Here is a 22,049-nt window from a genome sequence, read left to right as displayed (position 1 = left end):
ACTTATCTACGGCGCTTTCTCTACAAAAAACTAGCGAAGCGGGACACTAGCAGGCGGAATATGAACGACCACGGTGCCCGCGAGTTTGTCGTGCCAACCCTGCTTACGCTTATCGATTCCAACCCAGATGATGCCGATAAACAGCGGGAGCATGGCTACGTAGTAACCGATATAACGCAAAATAAACTGCCCGGTGGAAGGCTTGCCGCCGGTCTTGGCATCGACGATGGCTATGTTGACGGCTAATTTCCCCGGGGTAGCCGATTTGTAAATCCAAAACGCGATGATCACGACCACCGGCATGAGGTAGTTAAACACCACATCCCAGGTACCGTGGACGAGCTGCTCGCTATACCAATACTCCGCCCCATAGATCCAGGTGAGGATAGGCGCGAGCACCAGTAGCAGCAGTATCGTATCGATAAACGCAGCCCCAGTGCGTACCCAAAACCCCGCGTAATTCTGATTCTCCATTATTCCCCCACCTCCTTGACCAGCCGCATACGCGGCTGGTCTCCTAACCTTACGGCGTTACTCGACAGCTCGCGTCATACGCCCTTCAAAGACGATGCCGTCATCGACAAAGTCCAAGCTGGAGCGCAAGACAAACCCTTTGAGCTGTTCTACCACTTGCTGAAAGTCCTGTTGCAGCTCGGGGTCGTCGAGGACATCGAACATCTTGCCGTACAAGCTGTAGTCCAAGTCGAAGGCCATGAAGCCGTTAGCCTCCAACGCCTCGTTACTCAGTGCCTGCGCAACAGGCTCGGCTCGTTCGCCGCTATAAAGCACGATGTGCTGGCCCCGCAAAGCCAACATGGGCTGCGTGTTACCCATCATGGGCAGCGGCAACGGGATAGCCGAACCGTCGGCCGGCAGCTGCAAAGACCCAAACCCGGGAATCATGCCGGCGCTCATTAACAATGCATTCGGGTCCTTGGCGGAGATCGTAACCAGCCCCGACAGCTGCGTGACTTCCGGCATCTGCCCGAAGGCAGCCGGTGCCAACTCCACATCGAACAAACTTACGCTGACGCCTTGCAAGCCGCCCAGCATAGCCGTGAACATGCCTAACATGGCCGGATTCTGCGCCCGCAGATCGGCTTGCATGTCCAATAGCATCGGGCAGCTGTACTCAGCTTGCGTAATCCGCCGCCAGGTAGTTTGAATAAACGGCGTCAGCTGTTCGCTATTGATAGCCAGGGCCAAACCAAAGGAACCCGCCATTTCCTCCTGCTGTAGATAAGCCGGTACGTGACCGCGCAGGCTGCTCAGTGCGCTCATCGTCTCGCTGTCGCGGCTCTCGATAATCAGCTTGGAATCAATAGCCGGGGCCGTACCGTAGTCCAGGCGGGTATACCCAAAGCTGGTCTGCGGCCAGTTGTTGGCGATGGCCATTAAATCGTCGCGACAGGCCTCGCTGCGCAGCATATCGAACTCGGGGTCGTTGGCATCCGCCATCAGAGTGGTCAGTAGTTGACCAAAGCGGTTGCCTTCCGGGTCGGTAATGCCGCGGATGATCTCACGATGGTCGAGGTAACCGAAGCTGCTCGGCAAAAAGCCGTGACGCTTGACCAAGTCGGTTAGTCGGGTGCCATCGGCCAGGCTCTGCTCCGGCCGTGCCAGACCCAGCGCCAAAGAACGCACCTCGTCGCCACCGATTATTTCGCCGTCTAAGAAAAAGGTAGCAACGTCGTTGTGCGCGCTAATACCGACAAACAGCTGATCGGCTTCGGTTTCCTCGAACAGGGCATAGCGGCGATAGGTAACGCCTTCGAACTCTGTCGCTTGAGGGCTAACACCGACATTGGCTTCGATTCGGTCCAAGGCGGCTTCGAATACAGTCGAGTCGGCAAGCTCGGTACGCAGCACCGGCGCCCCGCCTACGGTGTACACGACGCTGTTGAAGCTGTCCCCTAAGCCGAAAGCGCTCAGGGGGTCTGACGCCGCTTCGGAGCCCATCATCAGCTCGAAATAAAACCCTAGGAGTATTTTGGCGCCGGCGGGTAAATCTTCACCCCGCAAGGCTTCCAACTCCTGAGAGCGAATGTCGCCTGGCATTTCCAGGCCCAGCGGGCCGAAGGCGTCGAAGTATCCAGCGGCGTGATAAGGCTCGAGTCCGCCCACGAAGAAAAGGGTGTCGTCAGGAACGTAAGCCAGGAGCGGATTACCTGCACTAGGCGCTTGATCGCTCCCACCATCCAGAACAACAACTGCTGCGGCAACGCCAGCCGCAACAAGCGCGCCCCCCAAAAGCAACTTTTTCATCACAATTCCTTTAGCCTGGTTCTTTATTCTCAGCTCGCGGGGCCCGAACCGTTATTAGCGATGCCCGCGAACGCTTACTATACAGGCATGCACTTTATTCCTTAACGAATAGCGAAGGCAAACGAAACGCTCACAAAAAGCGCCACTTTTAGCCTCTTAGTCGTCGTCGCCGAAACGCGATTCGACGAAGACTTCCAAACGCTCCCGATCGGCGGACCTAAACCCCGCCTGCTCAAGCGCAGGCAACAAAGCCCGCCAAGCCGTGGGCCGATTGCTGTCGATCGCCTCCTGCAAAGCTTGCAGCCAAACAGGCGATGCAAGGGGGTTGATACGGTCTGGCTGCGCGATAGCCAGACCCAAGGAGGCCTCTTCGGCCGAGGACGGCAGCCGCAGGTGGATCTGCAGGGCGTGCTCGCCCGCGGCGGCAGGAACCAGCACCTGCCAATCCCAACCCTCGTCGATCGCGTGCAGCGTTAATACCGCGTGTTCATGCGCCGGCATGGGGTAGGCCGCGAGCAATTCGCCGGACCCGACCCGCTTCAAAATCAAGCCGAAAGCCAGCCGCGCCTCGTCCTGCCAGCGATCCGCTCGGCAGCTGAGATCGTCCGGCGCTCCGAGATAGCCTGCCCAGGCCATCTCCGCAAAACTCACCGGCCCGCCCCAGATCGCCGCTGTCGCCTGTTTGCCGGCCTTGGTCGAGCGAGGCCCGCTCTCTTGCGTCCAATCCACGGTCGCGAACGCATCTTCGGTAGTTTCGAAGCCCGGCATGAGGCCTATGAAAACACTATGGCCTGTCGGTGCCACCAGCATAAGCACATCATCGAGACGCGCTCCCTGGAATTGCCCCTTGCTCCTGATCAGAAGCCGGTCATAGGCTGCCGGCGGCACAGGCACAGCAAAGCCGCCGACATTCAACACCCAGGCCTCCTGCGGTGTCTGGGGCACAGCGGCAGGATCGCTAAGCGTCACCGCCAGGCTCGGTTCGTCGCCGAGGTCTCTTTTTAATTCGACACACCGCTGCGGCCACGCGGCGGCATAGTCTGCCGGAGCTCGGGAGCTACATCCGCCCATCGTCCCGGTCAAAAGCGCCGCCAAAGCACAACACGCCAAACGGAAAAGCCGGCCACCATTATCGCTACCTGAATTCATACGTACGATCGTTACTGTTCTTTAGTTTGTTCGGCGATTTGCCTTCGGCACTCAGTCAACCAGACGGGAATCCGGAACGTCATAATGGCGGCCCTGGACAGGCGCCCTTCCCGGCCGTTAGCCTGCTGTAACGAAACCAGAATAACGAACTGGGGGAGAGCTCTCAATGGAACGCATCGGCGAACGCTTGCCCGAGTTAGCGGCATTTCTTTGGGGGCCGCCTTTAATTATCCTACTTGTCGGCGGCGGACTGTTTTTCCTGATTTATTCCCGTCTGGCTCCCTATCAATACTTCGGCCACGCTATCGATATCCTCCGGGGCCGTTATGACGAAGCTGACGATCCAGGGGATATCAACCACTTTCAAGCTTTGACCAGTGCGATGTCCGGCACGCTCGGACTTGGGAATATCGCCGGCGTGGCGATCGCGCTCTCTGCCGGCGGGCCCGGCGCGATATTCTGGATGTGGATCACTGCGATTGTGGGCGTGGCGACCAAGTTTTTCTCCTGTACCCTCGCTGTCATGTATCGCGGCCACGACAGCATGGGGCAGCTGCAGGGCGGGCCGATGTATATCATCCGGGAGGGGTTGGGGCCGCGCTGGCGCCCGCTTGCCTATTTCTTCTGTTTGGCCGGCTTATTCGGCACGCTGCCGCTGGTGCAGGCCAATCAGCTCACCCAAGCCATTCGCGACGTCGTTGCCGAACCGGCCGGTTGGACCACAGCCGAGTCGGCATTTACCTTTAATTTTTTCTTTGGTTTGGCCGTTGCCGCCATCGTCGCTATCGTCGTCCTGGGCGGTATTAAGCGGATTGGCTTGGTCACCTCGAGATTGGTGCCGTTGATGGTTTTAATCTATCTCGGCCTGACCGTTATAGCCCTCGTTGTCCACGCCTCTGCCATACCCTCGGCCTTGGCTACGATTTTCCGCGAGGCGTTTACCGCGGAATCGGTAGGCGGCGGAGTGCTGGGGATGATTACGATCGGTATCATGCGCGGCGCGTTCTCTAACGAAGCCGGGATTGGCACCGAAGTCATGGCTCATGGCGCTGCCAAAACGAAAGAGCCGGTACGCGAGGGTCTGGTCGCCATGATGGGGCCGGTTGTCGATACCTTACTCATTTGCACCTGCACCGCATTGGTGATTCTGGCGACGGGCGTTTTATACACCTCGGACGCCAGCGGCGCTTCGCTAACGGCGGCCGCCTTCCATGCCGTGCTGCCCGGCGTGGGCGGTTACATAATCGCAGGGTTGATTGTGGTGTTCGCCGCCAGCACCATGTTCACGTTCTGGTATTACGGCGCGAAGTGCTTGGGCTTCCTCATCGGGGCGGAGCACCAGCACTGGTATAAATATTTCTACACCGGGCTCATCGTGGTGGGCGCTGTCGCCTCTTTGGAAGCCGTCTTCGGGTTGATCGACAGTATGTACGCGCTCATGGCGGTGCCAACCATGCTAGCGACGCTATTGCTGGCGCCGAAAGTATTGGCGGAGGCCCGCAACTACTTCTCGCGCCTAGCCGCCGAGGAAGGCGCCGAGCAAGGGAGCTGAACGCCCTGCTCGGCGCGCGATTACTTGGAGAAGCCTAAGCGATCCAGGACGAACGCGTAATCGAAGGCCAAGTCTTTCAAGGCTTCGTAACGGCCCGATACGCCGGCATGCCCCGCCCCCATGTGCGTTTTAAGCAGCAGGAGGTTATCGTCGGTTTTGGTCGCTCGTAGTTTGGCGCACCATTTTGCCGGCTCCCAATACTGCACGCGCGGATCGTTGAGGCCCGCCACGATCAACAGATGCGGGTAAGCCTGCGCCCGGACATTATCGTACGGCGAATAGGCGCGAATCGTCTCGTAATAGGCTCGGTGCTCGGGATTACCCCACTCGTCGTACTCGATCACGGTCAGCGGCAGGGTCGGGTCTTGCATGGTACTCAGCACATCCACAAACGGCACTTGCGCAACCGCAGCATGAAACAAGTCGGGCCGCATGTTGACCACTGCCCCCATTAACAAACCGCCGGCACTCCCGCCCATGATCGCCAGCCGTTCCGGACACGTGTAACCTGCCTCGACAAGCCGCTCGGCACAGGCAATGAAGTCGGTAAACGAGTTCATTTTATCGTGCAGCTTGCCCGCATTCTTCCATGTCTCGCCCAAGTCGCCACCGCCCCGTATATGGGCAATGGCATACACGAAACCGCGATCCAGCAAGCTCAGCCGAGTCGGCGAAAAACCAGGGTCCATACTAATACCGTAAGACCCATAGCCGTACAGTAAACAGGGGTTTTCGCCATCGAGCTGCACATCCCGGTGGTGAACCAACGATATGGGCACCGCCGTCCCGTCCGGTGCCGTCGCCCATAGACGCCGGCTGACATACTCGCTGGGATCATGCCCCGCCGGCACCTCCTGCTCCTTCTTCAGCTCACGGCTCCGCTTTGCCATGTCATAGTCGTACACACGACGCGGCGTCACTAGCGAGGCGTAGTTGAAGCGGAGTGTTTGACTCTCGAACTCGGGGTTATCGCCGCCGTAAGTAGCGTAAACGGCCTCGTCGAAGGCAATATCGTGCGCTTCGTCGGTATTCAGATCGAAAATACGGATTTTCAACAACCCTTCGTCGCGCAGATAAAGCGCGAGAAAATCCCGAAATAGCTCGAAGTCTTCGAGCTTGGTTTTTCCCGATGCGGCACATACTCTTGCCAAGCGCTCGTCTCTTGATAGTGCTGCACCGGCACGCGGAACAAACGAAAATCCACCGCATCGCGATTGCTCAGTACCCAAAACTCGCCGGCACGGTGCTCGATGGAATACTCGACGCCATGCTCCCGCGCCTGGAACAACACGGGCTGCGCCTCTGGATCGTCGGCAGCGAGAAAATACTCTTCGCTGGTGACGTTACTGCCTAAAGAGATATAGAGCTGACGCCGATCCTTGCTGTGCCCGAGATGGACGAAGAACGCCTCGTCCGGCTCTTCGAATACCAGCTCGTCGGGCACGCCCTGCCCGAGCCGGTGCCGGTAGACCCGATACGGACGCCGGGTTTCGTCCAATACGGTGTAGTAAAACGTTCGATTATCGTTACACCACTCGACATTCGCCGCCGTATTTGTAATATCGACATCCAACAGCTCGCCGCTCGCCAGCGCTTTTACGCGCAAACGGTAACGTTCGGAGCCATCGGTGTCCTCGCCGTACACGAGCATGCTGTGGTCGGGGCTCACCGTCGCCGAGCCGATATCGAAATAGTCGTGCCCCTCCGCCAAGAGATTGATATCCAGCACGATCTCCTCGGCGGCATCCACGCTGCCGTGCTTTCGGCAAAACAGCGGATACTGCCGCCCCTGCTCGGTCCGACTGTAGTAAAACCACTCGTCGCGTTTGACCGGCACCGAAAGATCGGTCTCTTTGATTCGGCTCAGGAACTCTCGATACAGCGTCTCTTGTAACGGCGCCGTATGCGCCATCTGCGCTTCCGTGTAGGCATTCTCCGCCTCTAGATAAGCGAGGACTTCCGGGTCGTCCCGGTTACGAAGCCAAAAGTATTCGTCAACGCGGGTTTCGTCGTGTGCGTCTAAAGACGTTGGCCGGCGGGAAGCGACGGGAGGCTGCATAAGTCGAAAACTCCGTATTCTTCGAGTAAACAAAAACATCGGGAAACGCCGAGTCACGGCAATAAGGTTTGGGCCGCCCAACCAAAAACCAGCGGGAAGCCGCAAAGCACTTTCAGGAAACACCCAACCATTCCGCTCGGCGCCTCTGGAAGTACCATTATAAATTCAAACAGAGATCAGAGATTCAACAATCAATATAATCAAAACCTTATATTCATGAAGGGCGTGCAATCTATTAGGATTTATGCTTTTATTGCTGCTGCCAAAGTGTGACACCCGTCACACGACAGCGACACCGACATAAAAAACAAAACTTCTTCACCCTACCTAGGCTTTGCAAGAAAAAGGGACGATGAAGTCAGGGGCCTGTGAGCCCACTTCATGCAAGTGAGTTCCAAGGGGGAACCTATGCGATCCATTCTTTATCCACTCTTATTCGGCTTTCTGCTGGCCACCCTTGTGGGCTGCAGCGGCAGCAGCGATAACGACAACGATCCGCCGGACAATAACGATCCGGATGACTCGCAAGATATCGACGACGATAACGGTGGCAGCAACCCTATCGGCGTATCGACGGGGGATCCGGCCAATATCACCATCGATGTCGCCAACCATCATGTGTTCGCCATGGGTCGCGGCGAGGTGGCGCAAACCAATCTCGCTATCGAAGTGACCGACTCCCGCGGCGCTTCGATCGACGAGCGCGGCTACAACAACCGCTCGCTCAATAACCTACGGGTAACGGTCGTCAATGCGCCCCACGGCGGCGAGTACTTCTCCGGGCGCAACGCGGCGGGCGAGATTGTGCAAACCAGCCTTAGCCAGCCCTCCATCGATATTCGGACCGAAGGCGGAAGCGCATCGCTTAGCTTCCAGGCAGGCACCTTGCCGGGCATGGTTGAAGTTAAAATAGAAGCGCTAAGAAATAGAAACGGCGGACAACTCAGCAAACCGGTGGTGGCGACTGCACCCATCATCAGCATAGCGTCGGCCGAAGCCCATACGGTCCACATTATCTGGCGACAACTTAGTGCCGTGCAAGATGTTAACAATGCCGTTTATCGACGCGTAGGCAAGGTCAAAGTCACGGATAGGTATGGTTATCCGGTTAAAAACGCCATTGTTCACCTAGGCTTAATAGACACCGTGCTGAGCTATGGCAACGATGGCCAAGTCGCTTATGGTGACCAAGATTATTTCCACACAAACAACCCCTTCTTTGGGGACTTCATCACGCCGCTTATTCGCGACAATATGCAGCTCTATCCCATCGATAGCGGTTCGGGCAAAGGGTCCCGTCTCTTAATCAAGGACACGCCGATTCCTGGGGACCGTAACCGCATCCTCGTTGAAGCCTTCGGCCCCAACACAGGACGCGTCAATCGGGAATTTGGCGACTATACCTCCAACCAATTCCTTATTGACGGAGCCTCTAACCTGCGCTGGTGGCTGGGCGTCAGCGAAACCGGCGGCTCGGTGACCGGAGCCGACGGTCTCCCCGGCACAGTCATAACCGATAATGAAGGCGAAGGGGAGTTTTACGTGTCGTATCCTGCCACTCCTAGAACCATCCATCTTGGATGTATTGCCGGCAGTTACGGACACGACGAACCCTACGATTTGTACTATTACGACGAAGAAGGCCGTTATCATTCCTTTGACATTCGTTATAGAGAACCGGAATCAGCCCAAGTCATTCTTGTCGCTGAAGTCAGCGGGAATCCAGAAACAGGCGCTCGAGCAGTTAGGGTAGACCCATCGATCTGCTTTAGCTCCATTATCGGCTGGTCGTTAACCGCCAGTGAAACCCAGTTGATGGGAACCGAGACACATCACGTTCGGCTACGTTTGGTCGACGGCGGCGCGGAGGTTCCTCTACCTCTGGAGCCGATCAACGTTGGTATTGAGAAAAGCCGCGATGACCTTGAAGTGGAGATTGAGTACCATCCAATCGTAGGCAGGGGGCTCCGCACCGACCTATACGGGGGAGCATGGGTTAGCTTAACGGCTACTAACGGCAGACCAGGCGACCGAGCACAAGTTACGTTCAGCGCCAGCCGCGATAATGACGCCAGCGTGACGGTAACTATCGAAGTGCGGTAGAAACAACCACTACCGACAGATGTCAAAGGCCGCGAAACTGCGGCCTTTGACACATCCTCTACCTCTTAATCCCGACCGCATCAACTTTATCCCGGCGGCCTGCCTTCGCCGCGCAATCTCATAATCAACGTTCGCAGTGAATGGCCATCATCCTTTAGATGAACACCAGAGTTTCTTCTATTTCTTCTCATAGTCGCTTTCCGGAGGCGGGCGACGTCGATAACACCCCTGGCGCCTCTTTATGTACGGAGAGGCGCCAAGGTTTTCCTAGGGTTCGCCTGCAGGAAGCTGAGAACCTAGATCTCCAGCCGCCCGGTTGCTTCCCGATGCAGTTGCTCGACCTGCTCTCGCTCCAACCCGTCGGGGTGATCGTTTAGGTAATTTTCCGCTAAACGACGCACGTGCTGTAAGGTTTCGATGCGCGTTTCCAGATCCTCGGCCCGCTCGAAGGTCGCCCAAATCCCTTCGATGAATTCGTAATGGCGGGACGCTTCGCGTTGCGCGAGCCGACGCACCCAATACCGATGCAGTTCGGCCACATCCTCATTGTCCGGCAAGGCGCGTTGCATACGACCAACCACTTGCTCGGCTGAGGCGGGATTAAGATCCTGCCCTTTTCGGTAGGCATTGAGCATGGCCGGCAAAGGCTCTCCGAGTGCAGCCCCTTGAATGCCGGCAATACAGCAACCGAGATTGACCAACACCACGAAGTCATCGGCCACCGGCTCGCTGCTCTCGATCCGATAACGATCATCGCCCAACGGCGTGACACTTGCCCCCACCGGCCGGCGGGCACTGGCCATAGCCATCGGCCGAGCCTCTAATTCAAACGCGCCCGGCCGGAAATCCGGGTGATGCACGATCAACGCCAGCGACTCCCCTTCCCGCGCTACCACCGGGAACCCAAACATACGAGCCGTTGCGTCGAAGTTCAGATTATAGAAAGCGTCCAGCTGCTGCGTCTTTACGTACCCATCCGCCGACTTTACGTAAACCCCATAGCTCTCGGTACCCGAAAGCTCGGCATTCGCCGTAGCAAACAATCCAAGCGCCACCGCGATGGTTACGCCTTTGGCCCAAAAACGCATGCTTTACTCCTTGCGATATCTCCTTGCCATATAGCCGCACTCGGCTCGACAAGCCTTTTTATTGCAAAAAAATTGCTGACAGACAGGCACTTACGAGCTTACAAAAGACACACCTCCCGATCGAAACGCTCGCTTTACCCCCACCCCGCCGCAGCAAAAAAAAACGAAAAAACGCCTGCTTCCACAGAGACCCGAACGTTCCATTTTCACAGATTATAGTTGAAAGTAAAAACACCCCGTCTTTACCGGCAACCGTCCGAATGCGAACATCAAGCCTCCAAACGTAATCTGGAAAGGGAATGCAACAGATGACTACGAGCATTAGAACCTGCCATGCATGGCTACTGGCACTGGGTATCGCTACCGCCGGTGCGGCAATGGCCGAGGAAGAAAAACGGGCCCATGCAGAGTTCTTTAACCAGGACGGCGACGCCATCGGGGCGGCGACGCTCCGCCAAGGCCCGAACGGCACCCTGATTCAACTCGAAGTGCAAGATCTGCCGCCGGGGCCGAAGGCAATCCACATCCACGATACCGGCACCTGCGAAGATCACGACCATGGTTTCCAGGCCTCCGGCGGGCACTTGAACCCCGATGGGAAAAAGCATGGCCTTATGCATCCGGAAGGCCCCGATGCCGGGGATCTAACCAATTTTTATGTGCATGAGAACGGCTACGCCTGGGCGGAGTTTTTCACCTCGCGCGCCAGCTTGGATGGCGCCATCGGCGCCAAGATACTCACAGAGAGCGGCGCGGCATTGGTGATTCACGAGAACCCGGACGACCACATCTCGCAGCCGATCGGTAACGCCGGCGCAAGAATCGCCTGTGCCGTAATTCAAGCCGCTGACTAATACGGCGTAGGGGATGCCGACAATCCTCGTGCTCGGCATCCCGCCTATCGGCCTACCCACTTGAGAAACCTGCTAACGGCCGAGAGGTAGCAAGAGTCGGGCTAAAACTTCGGTATTTATGGATTACGCAATTCGGGCAGAAGGCATCGTTAAGCGCTTCGGCGAGACAACCGCGCTGGCCGGTGTCGACTTAGCCGTGCCGGCCGGTACGGTGTTGGGACTACTCGGCCCTAACGGAGCGGGCAAAACAACCATGGTCCGCGTTCTGGCCACCTTGCTAGACCCTGACCAAGGGCGGGCCACAATCGCCGGCTACGATATCTGCACGCAAGCTCATTGCGTCCGTCAGCAGCTTGGCCTCACCGGCCAATATGCCTCCGTCGACGAAAAACTCACCGGCCAAGAAAACTTGGTATTGATCGGGCGTTTGCTCGGCTTATCGCGCAAGGCCGCCAAACAGCGCGCCGCAAGATTATTAGCCGACTTTTCGCTGGATCACGCCGCCGGCCGGGCCGCCAAAACGTACTCCGGGGGCATGCGGCGGCGGCTTGACTTGGCGGCAAGCCTAGTCGGACGGCCGCAAATACTGTTTCTGGACGAACCGACCACCGGGCTCGATCCGCGCGCACGGCTTGAGTTATGGGACTTAATTCGGCGTTTGGTCGCCGAAGGCACAACCGTACTGTTAACAACGCAGTATCTGGAAGAAGCCGATAACCTCGCCGACCGTATCGTCGTGATCGATCAAGGGCGAGCCATCGCTGCCGGTACCGCCGATGAGTTAAAAGCCCGTGTCGGCGGGCGAACGCTGACGATACGCGCCGTCCAAGAAGCGCACGTGCCTATTATTGCCGCACGGCTGACCGAGCTTACCCAGGGCAACGTTCAGATCGACGGCCTGCAACTCACCGCACCGGTTGCCGACCCCGAACTCCTTCCCGCCCTCGTGCGCCGGCTCGATGAGGCCGGCATCCACGTCGGCGAACTCATGCTCCGAAACGCCAGCCTGGACGATGTTTTTCTATCCATCACCGGCCACGGCACAAATAGCCGCCCCCCACGCCAACGGAGGGAGACGCTACGTCATGAGCGACGCCACGCCACGGGTCGGTCTACTCCAAGGCTTGCAGCAAACCTTCACGCTGGCTTGGCGCAGCCTCCTACAGATTCGCCACAACCCTTGGGAACTAGGCGATTTCAGCATTCAGCCCATTTTGTTCTTGCTGCTTTTCCTATACGTATTCGGCGGGGCCATTGCCGATTCCACCGCGGAGTATCTACAGTTTATCCTCCCCGGCGTTATCGTGATGAACATGGTATTCGTCACCGTCTATGTCGGCCACGGCCTCAACACCGATCTGACGAAAGGGATTTTCGATCGCTTCCGGGCCTTGCCGATCGCTCGGTGGGCACCGCTGACCGGCAGGATCGTCGCCGATCTGGTCAAGCAAACCTGGGCAATTTTACTGTTGTTAGCCGTCGGTTTTCTGCTTGGCTTCCGGCTCGGCACGACGCCATTAGGGCTGGTGGGCATGATTGTCTTGGTACTGATCATGGCGCTGGCGGTATCGTGGATCATGGTATTGGTCGGTGTGGTCGCCAAGGACCCGGAGCACGTCCAACTGTTCGGCTTCACGGCGTTATTCCCCATCACCTTTGTGAGCAACGTCTTCGTCCCGGTGGAGACGATGCCCGACTGGTTGCAGGTCGCCGTCAACCACAACCCGGTATCCCACCTGGCCGATGCCGCGCGCGGCCTCCTGGTCGGTGGGCCGGTTGTGGAGCCGGCGCTATGGTCCTTACTGTGGGCGGTCGCTATCACGGCGATTTTTGCCCCGTTATCAGTTGCGGCCTTGAGCCGGCGTCTGGCCAATAGCTAGCGGCCGATCCGCCTTATCCCGTTTTCCGCGCCTGCGGCGGTGCTTTTCGTTGCCGATCGGCGGCCTGCCGGCGCGGGAACTCTTCGATCTTGGCGTGCTTTTCGTAGAGGAAGCGCAGCACTTCCTGCCGGTGCTGCACATAACGCGGGTCGCCCCCTAGTTCCACGCGCCGCCGCGGCCGTTCCAGATCGACCTCAAGTATCTCGCCTACCGTCGCTGCCGGGCCGTTCGTCATCATCACAATGCGATCCGACAGCAACACCGCCTCGTCGACGTCGTGAGTAATCATGATCACGGTATTGTTCAGATCCGCATGTATTTCCATCAACGAATCCTGTAAGTGCGCTCGGGTCAGGGCATCCAAGGCGCCGAACGGCTCATCCATCAGCAACACCTTAGGCTCCATCGCCAAGGCTCTGGCGATGCCGACTCGTTGCTTCATACCGCCGGATATTTCATCGGGACGGCGATTCATAGCGTGCCCCATATGCACCAGTTCCAGGTTATGCTGTATCCACTCGCGCATCTCCGCCCGCGTCTTTTTACCCTTAAAGACCTGTCTCACCGCCAACTCAACGTTTTGATAAACGCTCAGCCAAGGCGCGAGGCTGTGATTCTGAAACACAACGCCGCGATCGGGCCCCGGCGCGTTGACCTCCCGCCCGTCCAGTAGCACGCCGCCTGCCGTCGCTTGGTGCAGGCCGGCGACGATGTTCAACACCGTCGACTTGCCGCAGCCGGAATGGCCGATGAGGGAGACGAATTCGCCCTTATCGATTTTCAGGCTAACCTCGTGCAGGGCCTTGAACGGCCCCTTCGGGGTCGGAAACTCAATAGAAACATGATCCAAGTGCAAGTGCGTCATCACCTATCTCCTTGCAATCAGCGCAGGACCGCTGCTTTATCCCAAGACACCAAGCGTTGCAGTAACAACATGCTGCGATCGAGCAAAAAGCCGATCATGCCGATCACGATCACGGCGACCATAATCCGGCTCAAGGAGGCAGAACTGCCGTTTTGGAATTCGTCCCAGACGAATTTTCCAAGGCCGGGGTTCTGCGACAGCATCTCTGCGGCAATCAGCACCATCCAGGCAATCCCGAGGCTGAGCCGCAACCCGGTGAAGATCATCGGCACCGCACCAGGCAGCACAATGCGACGCACATGCGTCCACCAGCTCAACCGCAGCACACGACTGACGTTAAGCAAATCGCGGCTGGTATTGGCGACGCCGACGGCGGTGTTAATCAGCGTTGGCCATAAGGAGCACAGCGTTACCGTAAATACCGATACGAGAAAACTGCGCGAAAAGGCTGGGTTGTCCGTTACATACAATGCGCTTACAACCAGCGTCACCAAGGGCAACCAGGCAAGCGGCGAAATAGGCTTGAGCAGCTGAATGACGGGGTTGGCCGCCGCGTACAGGCTGTTACTAAGGCCGATGACAATGCCAAGCGGAATAGCGATCACCGATGCCACGATAAAACCGGCCAGCACCGTTTGCAGGCTTGTTTTTACCTGATCGATGAAGGTAGTACGGCCGCTGAAGCGCCGCTCGCGCGGTACATAATTTGGGTCTTGCGCGAGGCGCTGAGCATTCATTTGCTCCACTCGCTCGTAGAATTCGGCCGCCCGTGCCTGTTCGGCGCGGTGTTCTGCCCACAGGTTGCCGGCCTGCGCGTAAACCTGCGCGGGTCCGGGGAACTGACCGAGCGAGGTGTTGATAAGCGGAGCCGTTTGCGCCCACACGAACAGGAAGGCCGCGAGGCCGATCAGCGGAAGCAGAATAGCGCGAGCCAAAGCCTGCCACTGGACGACGGGAAGCTCGCCCCGGGTCAGGCTACGCAAAGATTCCGCCCAGGTAAGGTTCGGTAGCGTCAGTCGCATAAATATTCTCCTGGATAGCGCCGCCCTCCGTGCGGAGGGCGGCAGAACGGTCGGCCATTCCTTTAAGTTCGAAAACCGTCGGAACGATCGCAACCTTCACCCACCCTCAGGGGGTTTCGTCGCCCTTCAAACCGATTTCGAATCGTTCAAGGTAGGCATTCGGTGCCCGGCCATCGAATTCGATGCCGTCGATAAAGGTCGTTGCCTCGACCGACCTGAAGCCATCCTCGGTGTCGAAATCCGGAAAGGCAGACGCAGGAATATGCCCCTCGCGAATCAACTCGCGGGCGGCGATTTGGTAGATATCCGGACGGAACACCTTCCTCGCGGTTTCCATGTACCAATCGTCCGGCTTGGCCTCCGGAATCTGGCCCCAACGGCGCATTTGCGTTAGGTACCAAACCGCGTCGGAGTAATAGGGGTAAGTCGCGTTGTAGCGGAAGAAGACATTGAAGTCGGGCGCGGCGCGGACATCGCCTTTCTCGAACTCGAACACCCCCGTCATCGAGTTGGCGATTACCTCGTAGTCGGCACCGACATAATGCGGCTCCGAAATAATGCGGGCGGCCTCTTCTCGATTGGCATTATCATTGGCGTCCAGCCAATAACCTGCGCGAATCAGTGCCTTAACCACGCGAATGTGGGTGTTCGGATAGCGCTCCGCCCACTCGTTGCTAACTCCGAACACTTTCTCGGAGATGTTGTTGCGGATGTCGTAATCGGTAATGACAGGCGTCCCGATGCCGCGAAACACCGCCTGCTGATTCCAGGGTTCGCCGACGCAATAGCCGTTGATCGTGCCCGCTTCCAAGGTCGCCGGCATTTGCGGCGGCGGCGTAACGGAAATTTGTACGTCAGCCCCCTGAGTACCGGAGGTATCGCCCCGTTGCGGGGCATAGTAGCCGGGGTGAATCCCGCCGGCAGCCAGCCAATAGCGAAGCTCATAGTTATGCGTAGAAACGGGAAAAACCATTCCCAGCCGAAACTGCTCGCCGTCGTCGTTGAACGCCTCGATGACCGGGATCAGCGCTTCGGCGCCAATGGGGTGCCGCGGCTTGTCGCCATCCATAGCGAGATGGGGTTTCATGGCTTCCCAGACCGCGTTGGAAACGGTGCAAGCGTTGCCGTTCAGGTCCATTGTAAACGCGGTAATGATATGCGCTTGGGTGCCGTAACCGATCGTGGAGGCCAGCGGTTGCCCGGACAGCATGTGCGCGCCGTCAAGATCGCCCGAAATAACGCGATCCAAAAGCACTCGCCAGTTCGCCTGGGCCTCTAGCTCGACGAACAGACCCTCGTCCATGAAGTAGCCGCGTTCCAGGGCTATGGCCAGGGGGACCATATCGGTCAGCTTGATAAAACCGAAGGTCAGATCTTCCTTTTCCGGCCAACCGACCTCCGCGTTGACGGCGCCGGAGAAGGCAAGACCCGCGCCTAACGCAATGGCACAAACGTGTTTAAAGGCAGAAGCAAGGATCGCAGGACGTGTGCGCATAATTTCACCTTTGTCGTGCAGGTACGAACGAATGGCACGCCAATGCGTGCTTAACGCCGAGCTCGCGAGAGGCGGCAACGGTTTGGGTTCGCCCCAGTTACCGCTATCGCAGCGCGCCCGGTAATCGAACATTGACCGCGCCACGTTGCACGATCCTTAGCGTTCGACGCACTCGTACCTGAAAAAGGCCTGGTTCACGTCCTTTGCCCTAGCTAGCAAAGTGCATGCCAAGGCGAAAATTGCCTTAAATCAAAAGCAACAACAACATCCGTCAGACAGCCGTTCAGAAACACTGCCGAAATTGGGTGCAATTCGACGGTGCCATGCACGGGCTTAGTGCATGGCAACAGGCGAGATATCGAAAGAAAGAAGATCGGGAGCGAAGGGAAAGCCTTCGAACCAGGCTTCCACGAGCACATTTTCAATGCGGCTTGAACGCTGAGGCCGCTCTCCAATGGCTATAAGAGCTATCGCCGCATGGCGCGGCCTCTCGCAGCGACACTTAATAGCTCGGCAGGTAACCGTGAGCCTCTAATTGCCACATTTGGCGTGCGATCCAATCCCGCCGCTGTAAGACATACGCGGATGGCTGGTCCACACGTAGCCGCACCGGGTTGGGTAGCACGGCGGCTAGCAACGCCGCCTCATAAGCGGTCAGCTCGGCGGCAGGCTTGCCGAAGAAAGCCTCGCTTGCCGCACCCACGCCGTAGATGCCGTCGCCGAATTGCGCGATGTTAAGGTACACTTCGACGATGCGTTGCTTCGGCCAAAGCGCTTCGATCAACACGGCGAAATACGCTTCCACGCCCTTGCGAAATAGGCTGCGTGCCGGCCACAGGAATAAGTTTTTCGCCGTTTGTTGAGTAATCGTACTGCCGCCGCGAACCGCCCCGCCCGCCTGATTATGCGCCCACGCCTGCCGTAACGCTTCGAAGTCGAAACCTCGATGGTGATAGAACAATTGGTCTTCCGCCGCGACCACGGCAGCCGGGGCGTAGGCGGACATCGATTCCAGGGGCACCCAGCGATGTCTCAAGGGCACAGCCTGGCTAGATCCGCGCTGCTGAAGCACATGTTGCAACATAAAGGCCGAAGTTGGCGGCGGCACCCAACGCAGGACCAAAACCAGCATTACGCTGACGGCCACCACCGCCGCAACGACGGTCAAACTCCATTTCAGCAGCTTCGAGCTACCGCCCCGGTACTTTCGTCTCCTTGCGCGCATACTATCGACTTCTAAACGTGGCCTATGTTGTTCGCATTGCCGGGCCGTTGTACCGACACCGGCGATGTCGTTACCGGGCGGAGACGCCTGAGAAACGCTGAATATCCCTCCCCCTCCGGCGAAGCAGGCTAGCACGCTCACTATCGATAAAGGAAACGCTGGCTCATGACGCTCGAACAATCGTCCTCCTGGAACGCAGCCGTTCGGAAGCACGCTCGACGAGCTGCGGCCACTCTCCTTTAACCAGCTCCTTATAACCGCCATTACCGCCTGTCGCACTCGAAATCACGACATCCGGCTCTAATGCCCGCAGCACATTAAGGCTCTCAAGATACGCGTCGAAATCGCTTCCGCGCTCGAAATAAGCGGTTTCTATCGTTTCTTCGGCGCTCATGTAAAGTGTATCGCCGGTAAAAAGGTAGCGCTTGCCAAAGGGCGAAGTCACTAAAAAGGAGGTGCTGCCCGGACTATGCCCCGGCGTAGGGATCACCTCGATGTTACCAAGCTTCGTCTCCCGTTTATCGAACGCCACCGTCGGCACTCGAAATTCGGCAAACTCTGCCCGCTCGGCAACATGCCCGCCTAATTCGGCTCCGAATCGTTCCGCGAACACACTTAATGTATCGCTCAGTTCGTCTCTATGGCTTAAGAATTGATAGGCGACTCCGCCTAAGGCGGCCATCTGATCGATGTCGTCGTCGACACCCGTGTTGTAAAACAACACATTACCGGTGTCGCGAACCAATAGATAAGCATGCGTAAAGAGCCCGGGAGCCGGATTCTCTACTTCGGTTTGCCACAGATCAGGTTGAATTTGACGCATCACCAGGCTCCTTTAATCCGAATGAGCTTCAGCAGCCTAGAGCCTTAAGCGAACTTTAGGTCAAGCCTTTCGTGTCGAACTCTCCTAACTTGCTTCAGAACAACCTCTCCCCCACCTCACAGTGGTATTCACTCATGAAAAGCGAGCGAAGGTGGCGGCGATGTGTACGCGAGTGTTATGGGACCGGAGCGGACAAGGCGTCCTGGTGGGGCGGAACATGGACTGGATGGAAGATATGCGGACCCGACTCTGGGTATTGCCGCGCGGCGCGCAACGCCTCGGCACGGACAACGACCCGAACCCGTTACGTTGGAGCGCGCGCTATGGCAGCCTCGTTGCAACGGCCTACGACGAAGCCACCACCGATGGCATGAACGAAAAGGGCCTGGCGACACATTTACTGTGGCTAACGGAGTCGGCCTACGGCGAGCGCGACCAAAACGTACCGGCCCTGTCGATCGCTTTATGGGCTCAGTTCTTTCTCGACCGCTTTGCCTCGGTGGCGGAATGCGTCGAATACCTTGCAACGCAGCCTTTCCAAGTAAGGCCGCAGGTGGACCCCAACACGCAGCGCTGGGCGACGGTGCATCTCGCCATCGACGACCCGAGCGGAGACTCGGCCATCATCGAGTACATCGACGGCCAATGCGTTACCCATCATGACCGCAACTATCGGGTGATGACCAACTCGCCGCCGTTCGATCAACAACTGGAACACCTGCGCCATTATCAAGGCCTCGGCGGCTCCCAACCGCTGCCGGGAACCACCGAAGCCGCCGATCGTTTCGTACGCGCCAGTTATTACGTCGGCCGTCTACCGGCGGCGGATACGCCAATGCAAGCATACGCCGCCCTGTTAAGCGTGATGCGTAACGCCGCCCAGCCTTTCGGCGTCCCCGACCCGACGCGACCGCACATGTCGCAGACCATCTGGCGCACGCTCGCGGATTTGACCCGACGAATCTACGCCTTTGAGTCTTCGTTCAGCCCGAACATCGTCTGGACCCGCATCGACGAGCTGGACTTCGAGCAATGCCAGCGACTCGACCTGACATCGGCAAAGCCGATCGGCGATGTCACCGACCGCTTTGTACCGGCAGAGCCTTTTGCGTTCGCTTCCGCATAACCCGGCCTAACCCTCGACTTCGATATCGAGTTGTCTAATCTCCGGCACGTTAGCAGCCAACGAAGCGGCCTTCGTTGCCGGCGTGTGAGCGCTGGTCAGAATATGCCGCAAACCGTCGCGCTCGGCCATCGGGTCGCCGCTGTTAACCACGATCTCGGAGCGGGAGAGCACGTAGCCGCGCCCGGTAATCGTGTTCTCAACGATTTGGTGCGGCCCGGCCTGTTGAGTGCCGGTAAACTCGCCGATGAAGCCGGTGTTGCGCAAAGACGCGGTCTCCAGCTTATCGCCGGGCTTGATCTTGCCTTCGTGCGCCATCAAAGCCAAGCGAGCCGAGGTACCGGTTCCGGTAGTACTCCGGCAGATCACGCCCGGATGCACATAGGTCGTCGAACGGGAGCGGTAGAAATTATCCGCCACCTGCTCGACCGGCCCCATGAAGTGCAGAAACGGCAGCGGCCCGACATCGCCTAAGGTGTAGTGCGAAAAGCCGCGCTCGGCCTGCAAGGCCTCTACGATGGCGTAAGCCGTTTTCGCCAGCTGCGCCTCTTCGTCCAAGGTAAGATCAAAGCCCAGCTCGGTGGCGTCCACCAGCGCATAGAAACCGCCGCTGTAAGCAACGCTATACGTAATTCGCCCCACCGACGGCACATGGATACGAGCCTTATAGGTATCGATGTAACTGGGCAACCCTTCGCAGGTAACCGCTTCGACCGCGCCGTTGCGGACCGTCGCTTCGATATGCACCAAACCGGCCGGCGATTCCATAACGAACCGCTGCCGACCTTCCCGCTTGGGTACCAAGCCGGTTTCCAAGGCGGCCGTCGCGGTGCAGATGGTGTTAGACCCCGAATAAATCGGGTATCCCATCACCTCCATGATGATGTAGCCGACCTGCGCCCGCGGATCGGTCGGCGGTACCAGCAGATCCACCGACATTTCGGGAATGCCGTACGGCTCGTTCAGCAGCAGCTTGCGCAGCCCGTCCGCCTCATCCCGCAAGTATTCCATCTGCGCCCGCACCGTCGCCCCCGGTAGCGGCTCGATACCGCCGGTGACAATGCGGCTGACATCGCCGCCGGCATGGGTGTCGAGCAACTGTAAGGTGAGTCTCTCGCTCATACTTATTCTCCTACCGCGAACGGCGCGCCGTGTTCCTGCCATTGCGCGTCAGGCACGATGACGATTTTGCCGAGGTAATTGCTGCCGCGATTGACGAAGTACTCTTCCGCCGCATGCAGCTCGGATAGCTTGAACGCGCCGTGCAGCACCGGCTTGAGCTCGCCGGAACGAATCCACGCCACCAGTTGCTCGGCCTCTTCCCGCGTGCCGTGGGACACCCCGAAAATCTGCACCTGATAAAGGTAAATCCGGGTCCACATCATTTCGCTGACGTTACCGCCGCTGGCACCGGCAATGCTTAGCCGGGGGTAGCTGCTGCGGCGTTTCATGTCGAAGATCATGGTGTCGATGAAGCGGTCGGTCATCTCGCCGCCGACCAAGTCCATCACCGCATCGATCGGCTGCCCCTGCGTCACGGCCCGTACCTTGTCGGTGAAGTTAGCCATGTCGGAGCGATCCAATACCGCCTCCGCGCCCAACGCCAACAAGGCGTCGGCCTTATCCTGCTGGCTCAGCGCATAGGGGATTGCACCCATGATCCGGCATAACTGAATCAGCGCCGTACCGACGCCTCCGCTAGCACCGGTAACCAGCACCCGCTCGCCGGCCTTGACCTTAGCCGAGGTCAGCATGTGCATCGCGGTTTGGTAGGAGCACATGCCCATCGCCGCCAACTCGGCATCCGCCAGCGCTGGATTGGCGACCGTGTGAAACTGATCGGACGGCACCGCAATGTACTCGGCATAGCCGCCATCGGCACCGTGGCCGTAGTAATCCGGCGTCAAATTGATATCGCGCCGACTATCGGGGTAGAGATTGAAATCCAATAAACCACGCTCCCCGATCCGGCCCGAGTCGACACCGTCGCCTACCGCGACGATGCGGCCGGCAACATCGGCACCCTGAATCCGGGGAAAGGTCAAGGTCGGCGAGCCACCGATCTGGAAGGAGGTCATCTCGCCTTTATCCTTGGTCGGATAAAGACCCTCGCGGGCTTTACGGTCGGTGTTGTTCTTGGCCGTCGCCGTGACTTGCACCAAGACTTCGCCCGCGCGGGCTTGGGGGTGGGCACATCGTCGCGGTACACCAATTTATCGATACCGCCGTGCCCGGTCAGCAGCATCGCCGACATGGTCTCTGGGATATTCCCTGGAAAGGACTTTAACGTCACTCCTGCCTCCTGCGTTTTCCCTGAAAGCGGACCATAGCAAACGCTTTTTTCGCAAAACGACGGGACAGTTCGCATTCCGACGGTTTTAATGCCGAACTGTGAGGCATGCCCAAACAGGCTTCTTCTTGAAGATACAACAAGTTAGCAAGTGCTTGTCAATCAACCATAGCGTACTCAATACCTTTGCGTTAGCATTCGCCGACGTTCGAATAGCGGCAGCCCTTCGGCGGGCGAGGCGGCCTGCTTCATCACA

The 22,049-nt window shown here is 58.1% G+C and carries 17 protein-coding genes and 2 pseudogenes; 6 read left to right on the top strand and 13 right to left on the bottom strand.

From position 1 onward, the window contains the following. Nucleotides 1-30: 30 nt before the first annotated feature. The 3 genes from CAI21_RS15855 to CAI21_RS15845 all read right to left on the bottom strand — a co-directional run bounded on the left by CAI21_RS15855 (nucleotide 31) and on the right by CAI21_RS15845 (nucleotide 3,414). Nucleotides 31-474 (bottom strand): RDD family protein, encoded by a 444-nt coding sequence (locus CAI21_RS15855; RefSeq protein ID WP_116303184.1) that lies wholly within the window; start codon nucleotides 472-474, stop codon nucleotides 31-33. Nucleotides 475-531: 57 nt separating this feature from the next. Continuing rightward, nucleotides 532-2,265 (bottom strand): hypothetical protein, encoded by a 1,734-nt coding sequence (locus CAI21_RS15850; protein ID WP_116303183.1) that lies wholly within the window; start codon nucleotides 2,263-2,265, stop codon nucleotides 532-534. Between the two features lie 156 nt (nucleotides 2,266-2,421). Next, entirely contained in the window at nucleotides 2,422-3,414 is a 993-nt protein-coding gene (locus tag CAI21_RS15845; protein WP_116303182.1) for a hypothetical protein, read from the bottom strand. A 166-nt stretch (nucleotides 3,415-3,580) separates the two neighbouring features. Between CAI21_RS15845 and CAI21_RS15840 the strand changes: the two genes are divergently transcribed. Then, a complete protein-coding gene (locus CAI21_RS15840) occupies nucleotides 3,581-4,966 on the top strand; it encodes an alanine/glycine:cation symporter family protein (protein ID WP_116303181.1) in 1,386 nt (461 codons plus the stop codon). A 20-nt stretch (nucleotides 4,967-4,986) separates the two neighbouring features. On the opposite strand, the gene CAI21_RS26070 is transcribed toward CAI21_RS15840, so the two are convergent. Together CAI21_RS26070 and CAI21_RS24090 are read right to left on the bottom strand one after the other, a co-directional pair. After that, nucleotides 4,987-5,655, bottom strand: a complete 669-nt coding sequence (locus CAI21_RS26070; RefSeq protein ID WP_404840883.1) for a prolyl oligopeptidase family serine peptidase — start codon at nucleotides 5,653-5,655, stop codon at nucleotides 4,987-4,989. Between the two features lie 225 nt (nucleotides 5,656-5,880). Beyond that, a pseudogene (locus CAI21_RS24090) lies at nucleotides 5,881-7,025 on the bottom strand (S9 family peptidase); the annotation flags it as partial. Nucleotides 7,026-7,433: 408 nt separating this feature from the next. On the opposite strand from CAI21_RS24090, the gene CAI21_RS15830 reads away from it, so the two are divergent. Then, nucleotides 7,434-9,128 (top strand): hypothetical protein, encoded by a 1,695-nt coding sequence (locus CAI21_RS15830; protein WP_116303180.1) that lies wholly within the window; start codon nucleotides 7,434-7,436, stop codon nucleotides 9,126-9,128. A 296-nt stretch (nucleotides 9,129-9,424) separates the two neighbouring features. Here CAI21_RS15830 and CAI21_RS15825 read toward each other — a convergent pair whose 3' ends face one another. Further along, nucleotides 9,425-10,216, bottom strand: coding sequence for a hypothetical protein (locus tag CAI21_RS15825; RefSeq protein WP_116303179.1), 792 nt, complete (start codon nucleotides 10,214-10,216; stop codon nucleotides 9,425-9,427). Nucleotides 10,217-10,524: 308 nt separating this feature from the next. Here CAI21_RS15825 and CAI21_RS15820 point away from each other — a divergent pair, with 308 nt between their 5' ends. The 3 genes and pseudogenes from CAI21_RS15820 (at nucleotide 10,525) to CAI21_RS15810 (ending at nucleotide 12,950) form a co-directional block, all read left to right on the top strand. Continuing rightward, nucleotides 10,525-11,070: a superoxide dismutase family protein gene (locus CAI21_RS15820; RefSeq protein ID WP_116303178.1), complete on the top strand. Its 546-nt coding sequence runs from the start codon at nucleotides 10,525-10,527 to the stop codon at nucleotides 11,068-11,070. A 118-nt stretch (nucleotides 11,071-11,188) separates the two neighbouring features. Beyond that, nucleotides 11,189-12,106: pseudogene (locus CAI21_RS15815) on the top strand (ATP-binding cassette domain-containing protein); the annotation flags it as partial. A 49-nt stretch (nucleotides 12,107-12,155) separates the two neighbouring features. Then, nucleotides 12,156-12,950 carry an ABC transporter permease gene (locus CAI21_RS15810; RefSeq protein ID WP_116303177.1) on the top strand — a complete coding sequence of 265 codons (795 nt, stop codon included), beginning with the start codon at nucleotides 12,156-12,158 and terminating at the stop codon, nucleotides 12,948-12,950. 13 nt (nucleotides 12,951-12,963) lie between these two features. Here the strand turns inward: CAI21_RS15810 and CAI21_RS15805 are convergent, their stop codons facing one another. From CAI21_RS15805 to CAI21_RS15785, 5 genes are all read right to left on the bottom strand, one after another. Next, nucleotides 12,964-13,818 carry an ABC transporter ATP-binding protein gene (locus CAI21_RS15805; RefSeq protein WP_404840882.1) on the bottom strand — a complete coding sequence of 285 codons (855 nt, stop codon included), beginning with the start codon at nucleotides 13,816-13,818 and terminating at the stop codon, nucleotides 12,964-12,966. A 14-nt stretch (nucleotides 13,819-13,832) separates the two neighbouring features. Then, on the bottom strand, nucleotides 13,833-14,837 hold the full coding sequence (locus CAI21_RS15800; RefSeq protein WP_116303175.1) for an ABC transporter permease: 1,005 nt from the start codon (nucleotides 14,835-14,837) through the stop codon (nucleotides 13,833-13,835). A gap of 106 nt (nucleotides 14,838-14,943) precedes the next feature. After that, nucleotides 14,944-16,476, bottom strand: coding sequence for a CmpA/NrtA family ABC transporter substrate-binding protein (locus tag CAI21_RS15795; protein ID WP_258868969.1), 1,533 nt, complete (start codon nucleotides 16,474-16,476; stop codon nucleotides 14,944-14,946). Between the two features lie 358 nt (nucleotides 16,477-16,834). Then, a complete protein-coding gene (mtgA, locus tag CAI21_RS15790; RefSeq protein ID WP_309544712.1) occupies nucleotides 16,835-17,737 on the bottom strand; it encodes a monofunctional biosynthetic peptidoglycan transglycosylase in 903 nt (300 codons plus the stop codon). Beyond that, the gene (locus tag CAI21_RS15785) at nucleotides 17,721-18,380 is read right to left on the bottom strand and encodes an MBL fold metallo-hydrolase (RefSeq protein ID WP_116303174.1); all 660 of its coding nucleotides are present in this window, start codon (nucleotides 18,378-18,380) and stop codon (nucleotides 17,721-17,723) included. The genes mtgA and CAI21_RS15785 overlap by 17 nt, the downstream gene beginning before the upstream one ends. A 160-nt stretch (nucleotides 18,381-18,540) precedes the next feature. On the opposite strand from CAI21_RS15785, the gene CAI21_RS15780 reads away from it, so the two are divergent. Beyond that, nucleotides 18,541-19,506: a linear amide C-N hydrolase gene (locus CAI21_RS15780; RefSeq protein WP_116303173.1), complete on the top strand. Its 966-nt coding sequence runs from the start codon at nucleotides 18,541-18,543 to the stop codon at nucleotides 19,504-19,506. A 6-nt stretch (nucleotides 19,507-19,512) separates the two neighbouring features. Here the strand turns inward: CAI21_RS15780 and CAI21_RS15775 are convergent, their stop codons facing one another. After that, nucleotides 19,513-20,625 carry a proline racemase family protein gene (locus tag CAI21_RS15775; RefSeq protein ID WP_116303172.1) on the bottom strand — a complete coding sequence of 371 codons (1,113 nt, stop codon included), beginning with the start codon at nucleotides 20,623-20,625 and terminating at the stop codon, nucleotides 19,513-19,515. 2 nt (nucleotides 20,626-20,627) lie between these two features. Next, on the bottom strand, nucleotides 20,628-21,662 hold the full coding sequence (locus CAI21_RS15770; protein ID WP_258868973.1) for a zinc-binding dehydrogenase: 1,035 nt from the start codon (nucleotides 21,660-21,662) through the stop codon (nucleotides 20,628-20,630). Between the last annotated feature and the right edge of the window lie 387 nt (nucleotides 21,663-22,049).

It is taken from the genome of Alkalilimnicola ehrlichii, from assembly GCF_003399765.1.
Taxonomy (GTDB): Bacteria; Pseudomonadota; Gammaproteobacteria; order Nitrococcales; family AK92; genus AK92.
The sequence above is the reverse complement of the archived record's forward strand: the minus strand, read 5'-3'. Positions and strand labels throughout refer to the sequence as shown.

Coding starts and splice junctions, on each gene's coding strand:
- CAI21_RS26070 (WP_404840883.1), bottom strand. CDS start 5,655: ATGGACCCTGGTTTTTCGCCGACTCGGCTGAGCTTGCTGGATCGCGGT.
- CAI21_RS15810 (WP_116303177.1), top strand. CDS start 12,156: ATGAGCGACGCCACGCCACGGGTCGGTCTACTCCAAGGCTTGCAGCAA.
- CAI21_RS15855 (WP_116303184.1), bottom strand. CDS start 474: ATGGAGAATCAGAATTACGCGGGGTTTTGGGTACGCACTGGGGCTGCG.
- CAI21_RS15780 (WP_116303173.1), top strand. CDS start 18,541: ATGTGTACGCGAGTGTTATGGGACCGGAGCGGACAAGGCGTCCTGGTG.
- CAI21_RS15830 (WP_116303180.1), top strand. CDS start 7,434: ATGCGATCCATTCTTTATCCACTCTTATTCGGCTTTCTGCTGGCCACC.
- CAI21_RS15850 (WP_116303183.1), bottom strand. CDS start 2,265: ATGAAAAAGTTGCTTTTGGGGGGCGCGCTTGTTGCGGCTGGCGTTGCC.
- CAI21_RS15845 (WP_116303182.1), bottom strand. CDS start 3,414: ATGAATTCAGGTAGCGATAATGGTGGCCGGCTTTTCCGTTTGGCGTGT.
- CAI21_RS15825 (WP_116303179.1), bottom strand. CDS start 10,216: ATGCGTTTTTGGGCCAAAGGCGTAACCATCGCGGTGGCGCTTGGATTG.
- CAI21_RS15775 (WP_116303172.1), bottom strand. CDS start 20,625: ATGAGCGAGAGACTCACCTTACAGTTGCTCGACACCCATGCCGGCGGC.
- CAI21_RS15785 (WP_116303174.1), bottom strand. CDS start 18,380: ATGCGTCAAATTCAACCTGATCTGTGGCAAACCGAAGTAGAGAATCCG.
- CAI21_RS15840 (WP_116303181.1), top strand. CDS start 3,581: ATGGAACGCATCGGCGAACGCTTGCCCGAGTTAGCGGCATTTCTTTGG.
- CAI21_RS15820 (WP_116303178.1), top strand. CDS start 10,525: ATGACTACGAGCATTAGAACCTGCCATGCATGGCTACTGGCACTGGGT.
- CAI21_RS15800 (WP_116303175.1), bottom strand. CDS start 14,837: ATGCGACTGACGCTACCGAACCTTACCTGGGCGGAATCTTTGCGTAGC.